The sequence below is a fragment of the Mycobacterium sp. genome, from assembly GCF_044370595.1.
In the GTDB taxonomy this organism is placed as follows: Bacteria; Actinomycetota; Actinomycetes; order Mycobacteriales; family Mycobacteriaceae; genus Mycobacterium.
On the sequence record NZ_JBILVF010000216.1, the window covers coordinates 1 to 4,177 of the forward strand.

The following is a 4,177-nucleotide window of genomic DNA, read 5'->3' on the forward strand; positions in this document are numbered from 1 at the left end:
CATTGCGCGAGCGATCATTCACGGGACCTACGAGCAGAAGTAGATTCCGTCCCCAAACCCTCCAAACCCTCCAAACCCTCCAAACCCTCCAAACCCTCCAAACCCTCCAAACCCTCCAAACCCTCCGCCGAGCAGACGCTAAATCGCATGATTCGGCCGGCAAATGTGCGAGTTTGCGTCTGCTCGCGGGGAGGCGAGGGGGTCAGCGGGCCGCCGAGCCGACCGCCGCGGTGAGGCTCGGGTAACCGCCGTCATGCAGGCGTGCGGCGATGCCGTCATGAATGTGCTTGGCCCACAGTCCGCCGCCATAGACGAAGCCGGTGTATCCCTGCAGCAGCGAGGCGCCGGCGGTGATGCGCTCCCACGCGTCGTCGGCGGTCTCGATCCCGCCGACGCCGACCAGCGCCAACCGGTCGCCGACCCGCGTGTACAACCGCCGCAGTATCTCCAGCGCCCGGCGGGCCACCGGTGGGCCGGAGATGCCGCCCGGGCCGAGGTCATCGACGTGGGGGGTGCGCAGACCTGACCGGGACACCGTGGTGTTCGTGGCGACGATGCCCGCCAGGCCCAGTTCCACGGCCAGGTCGGCGACGGCGTCGACGTCGGAGTCGGACAGGTCCGGGGCGATCTTGACCAGGACGGGTGCGGATGTCTCGGCCAGCACAGCGGCCAGGATCGGCCGCAACGATTCGACAGACTGCAGATCCCGCAACCCCGGGGTGTTGGGGGAACTGACGTTGACCACCAGGTAGGCCGCCAACGGGCCCAGCAAGCGGGCGCTTTCGGCGTAATCCTCGGCGGCCCGCTCCGGCGGGGTGATCTTGGACTTGCCGATATTGACGCCGATCGGCACGTCGGGATGGTGGCGGGCCAACCGCAGCGCCAGTTGGCCGGCCCCGGCGTTGTTGAACCCCATCCGGTTGAGCAGGCCGCGGTCGGCGGGGAGCCGGAACAGCCGGGGCTCGGGATTGCCGGGCTGCGGCTGGGCGGTCACCGTGCCGATTTCGGCGTAGCCGAATCCCAACGCCCCCCAGGTGTGCAGCCCCAGCCCGTCTTTGTCGAAACCGGCGGCCAGGCCCAGCGGTCCGGGGAAACGCACTCCGAACATCGTGCTGGCCAGGATCGGATCGCTCGGCGCGAGGGCGCTGCGCAAGCTGCGGCGGGCGGCTTCGGTCGCCGTGGCGCCACGCAGGGCGGCGAATACCAGTCTGTGGATGCGTTCGGGTGGCGCCTGGAATAAGACCCGACGCACCGCGTCGTAGATCACAGGCCCGGCTGGTCTATCGGGCCCGCGTCGGCGGGTCGCTCGATACGGGACTTCCTGCGCCGCAACAGTACTCGTCGGCTGCCGTCGGTGTAGAGCCGCACCCGGGTGAGTTCCCAGCCGCGATATTCCGCCTCGATCGAAAGGCGGGTGGAGGCGCTGACACGAGTGACGTCAGGTGGTAGCCGCAGCGGTATCCACTCGTAGTCGTCGGAAAGGTCGACCTCCCAGGCGGCGGGCATCCGGCCGCGGTGAGCGGAGCTCACCGGGACCCCGGAATGGCCGTTTTTGGGGCGTCGGGGATCACCTGAACACCGGCACCCGAGCCGGACACCACGTACAGGGTTCCGGAGGACTCGTCGTAAGCCAGTGTGTTGGGTTGCCGCACGGTCGGGTAACGCACCTTCTCCACAGGGATGCCAGAAGCCAGATCGTAGCCAACCACGGTGTTGGACGCGGTCAGCGAAACCCAGGCCAGGGTGGATGAGCCGGCCAGTCCGTAGGGCGATCCGCCCACCGGGTAGGCCTGTCGCTGGATCAGTGGATCCACTCCGTAGACCAGCAGTTGCCCGCCGCGGGTGTCGGTCACCAGCACCCGACCGACCGGATCGGCGGCGATGGTGGTTGCGCCCAGGCCCGCCCGCAGCGCCAGGGCGGGTGCGCCGTCGGGCTTCAGCGCGGTCACCGACGTCTGGCCGCGGTCCAGGACAATGGCGATATCCCCCTGGGCGGCAAGGGCGTCCACCCGGGCGAAGATGTCAGCCTTGCCGGCCACCGACATGTCCTCGGCCAGGGTGTAGGCCACCCCGTTGTCGCTGCCCAGTACCAGGCGGCCGTCGGCGCGGCGGGTGATCGCGGTGAAATCCGCGTTCGCCGCCTCCTCGATCACCGTGCGGGTGGCCGTACCGGTGGCCAGGTCGACGGTGAAGAAACCGCCCCGGGTGGCGGCGTGCACCGACCCGGCGCCACCGGAGACGACGGCACTGGCCGGTCCCGGTAGGGGCACGGTACGGCGCGACCCGGACGCCTCGACAACGCTGAGGGTGGCCGGCGCCCCGGCATCGGCTCCGGCGGTGAGCACCAGCAGCATCCCCGCGTCGACGGTCGCGGAGTGCTGGTTTCCTGGCAACGGCACGATCCGGCCTGCCGGCGGGGTGCTGGTCGCCGGGGACTGCGCAGCCTGCGCGGGTTCGATCGTCGGTGGCGGGCCGTCAACCGGATTCGACCTGCAGCCGCTGGCAAGCGTCACCAGCAGGACGGCCACCAGGCTCCGCAGCAGGATGCGGTTTCCGTGCTGTGGCAACGGCCAGCCCCCGGGGAGTGTGGTCGGAACGATCTCGAAACCAAATTCTAAGTGCAGGTCCGGGAGGCGATCACGGCGGATTGCCCCCGGGCGGCCGTAACTGCGGTTATGGTGACAGGGTGACTCTGGCCGTGGCGTCTGGATTCCCGGGCGCAGACTTCGTGGTCGAAGACCTGATCACCGGTTTTTTCGCCAGCGGCTTCGGTCGCCTCGGCGACGGCCGCAGCTTCGCCTTCCAGGTGTTCCGTCGCCAGCTGGTGGTCGAGATCTATCGGCCGCGGCGCGCCGTGCCGGTTCCGCTGCCCGAGGATGTGGTGGCCACCGCCGCCCGCCCTCTGGCTGATGTGGACGTGGACGACGCGCGCAGTCTGTCGGCCGCCGTCCGCGACGCTATCGCCGCTGCCGCGCCGGTGCGCTGACTGCGGCCTCGACAACCCCCGCAGGTACGGTGCTCGGCGTGGATGTGTCGGCGATGTCTTGGTTGCAGGTCGTGGTTCTCTCGATCGTGCAGGGGCTGACCGAGTTCCTCCCCGTCTCATCCTCGGGGCATCTGGCGATCGTGTCCCAGTTGTTCTTCGACGGCGACGCCGGTGCGTCGTTCACCGCCGTCTCGCAACTCGGAACCGAAGCGGCGGTGCTGTTGTACTTCGCCCGGGATATCGTCCGGATCCTCAAGGCCTGGTTCGCCGGGCTGCGGGTGCCGTCGCTGCGTGACAACGTCGACTACCGGTTGGGCTGGTACGTGATCATCGGATCCATCCCGATCGGTGTGGTGGGCTTCGTGTTCAAGGACGTCATCCGTTCCGATGTGCGCAATCTGTGGGTGGTGGCCACCGCGATGCTGGTGTTCTCCGCGGTCATCGCCGCCGCTGAATACTTCGGGCGCCAAGACCGGCACGTCGACCAACTCACCTGGCGGGACGGACTACTGGTCGGACTGGCGCAGTGCCTGGCTCTGATTCCCGGTGTCTCGCGGTCTGGCGCCACTATCAGCGCGGGCTTGGCGCTCGGGCTGGACCGGCCACTGGCGGCGAGATTTGGCTTCCTGCTTGCCATTCCGGCGGTATTCGCCTCCGGGTTGTTCTCACTGCCGGATGCCTTCGATCCGGTGAGTGAGGGCATGAGCGCGACCGGTGCCCAGTTGGCGGTGTCGGTGGTGATCACCTTTGTCGTCGGATACGCAGCGGTGGCCTGGCTGCTGCGGTTCCTGACCAATCACGCCATGTACTGGTTCGTCGGGTATCGGGTCATCCTGTCGCTGACGCTGATGGTGCTGCTGGCCACCGGGGTGGTGGCAGCGTGACCGTCATCCTGCTTCGTCACGGCCGGTCGACGTCCAACACCGCCCACACCCTGGCCGGGCGCTCCGCGGGGGTTGAACTCGACGAGAAAGGCACCGCTCAAGCGGCGGCACTGGTCGAACGGTTGGCGGGCTTGCCGATCAAGGCGCTGGTCCGCTCGCCGCTGCTGCGCTGCCGGCTGACTCTGGAGCCGTTGGCCAGTGCGCTCGGGGTGAGTCCCGTCGTAGAGGAGCGACTGGTCGAGGTCGACTACGGCGACTGGACCGGCAGGCAAATCTCGGAACTGGTCAAGGAGCCGTTGTGGTCGGT

General features: G+C 68.4%; 6 protein-coding genes. 3 read left to right on the forward strand and 3 right to left on the reverse strand.

Features of this window, described 5'->3' with window-relative positions:
• Nucleotides 1–202: 202 nt before the first annotated feature.
• From ADBZ5N_RS17690 to ADBZ5N_RS17700, 3 genes are read right to left on the reverse strand one after another with little or no spacing between them, the layout of a single operon-like run.
• Nucleotides 203–1,264: a quinone-dependent dihydroorotate dehydrogenase gene (locus tag ADBZ5N_RS17690; RefSeq protein WP_526259717.1), complete on the reverse strand. Its 1,062-nt coding sequence runs from the start codon at nt 1,262–1,264 to the stop codon at nt 203–205.
• Nucleotides 1,264–1,530 (reverse strand): DUF5703 family protein, encoded by a 267-nt coding sequence (locus ADBZ5N_RS17695; protein WP_526259707.1) that lies wholly within the window; start codon nt 1,528–1,530, stop codon nt 1,264–1,266. Before ADBZ5N_RS17695 ends, ADBZ5N_RS17690 begins: the two co-directional genes overlap by 1 nt.
• A complete protein-coding gene (locus tag ADBZ5N_RS17700; protein WP_526259709.1) occupies nt 1,527–2,567 on the reverse strand; it encodes a YncE family protein in 1,041 nt (346 codons plus the stop codon). The genes ADBZ5N_RS17695 and ADBZ5N_RS17700 overlap by 4 nt, the downstream gene beginning before the upstream one ends.
• Nucleotides 2,568–2,686: 119 nt before the next feature.
• Here ADBZ5N_RS17700 and ADBZ5N_RS17705 point away from each other — a divergent pair, with 119 nt between their 5' ends.
• The 3 genes from ADBZ5N_RS17705 to ADBZ5N_RS17715 all read left to right on the forward strand — a co-directional run.
• On the forward strand, nt 2,687–2,986 hold the full coding sequence (locus ADBZ5N_RS17705) for a hypothetical protein (protein WP_526259711.1): 300 nt from the start codon (nt 2,687–2,689) through the stop codon (nt 2,984–2,986).
• A gap of 53 nt (nt 2,987–3,039) precedes the next feature.
• On the forward strand, nt 3,040–3,870 hold the full coding sequence (locus ADBZ5N_RS17710; RefSeq protein WP_526259713.1) for an undecaprenyl-diphosphate phosphatase: 831 nt from the start codon (nt 3,040–3,042) through the stop codon (nt 3,868–3,870).
• The coding region (locus ADBZ5N_RS17715) for a histidine phosphatase family protein (RefSeq protein ID WP_526259715.1) at nt 3,867–4,177 on the forward strand (311 nt) is incomplete at its 3' end. The genes ADBZ5N_RS17710 and ADBZ5N_RS17715, both read left to right, overlap by 4 nt.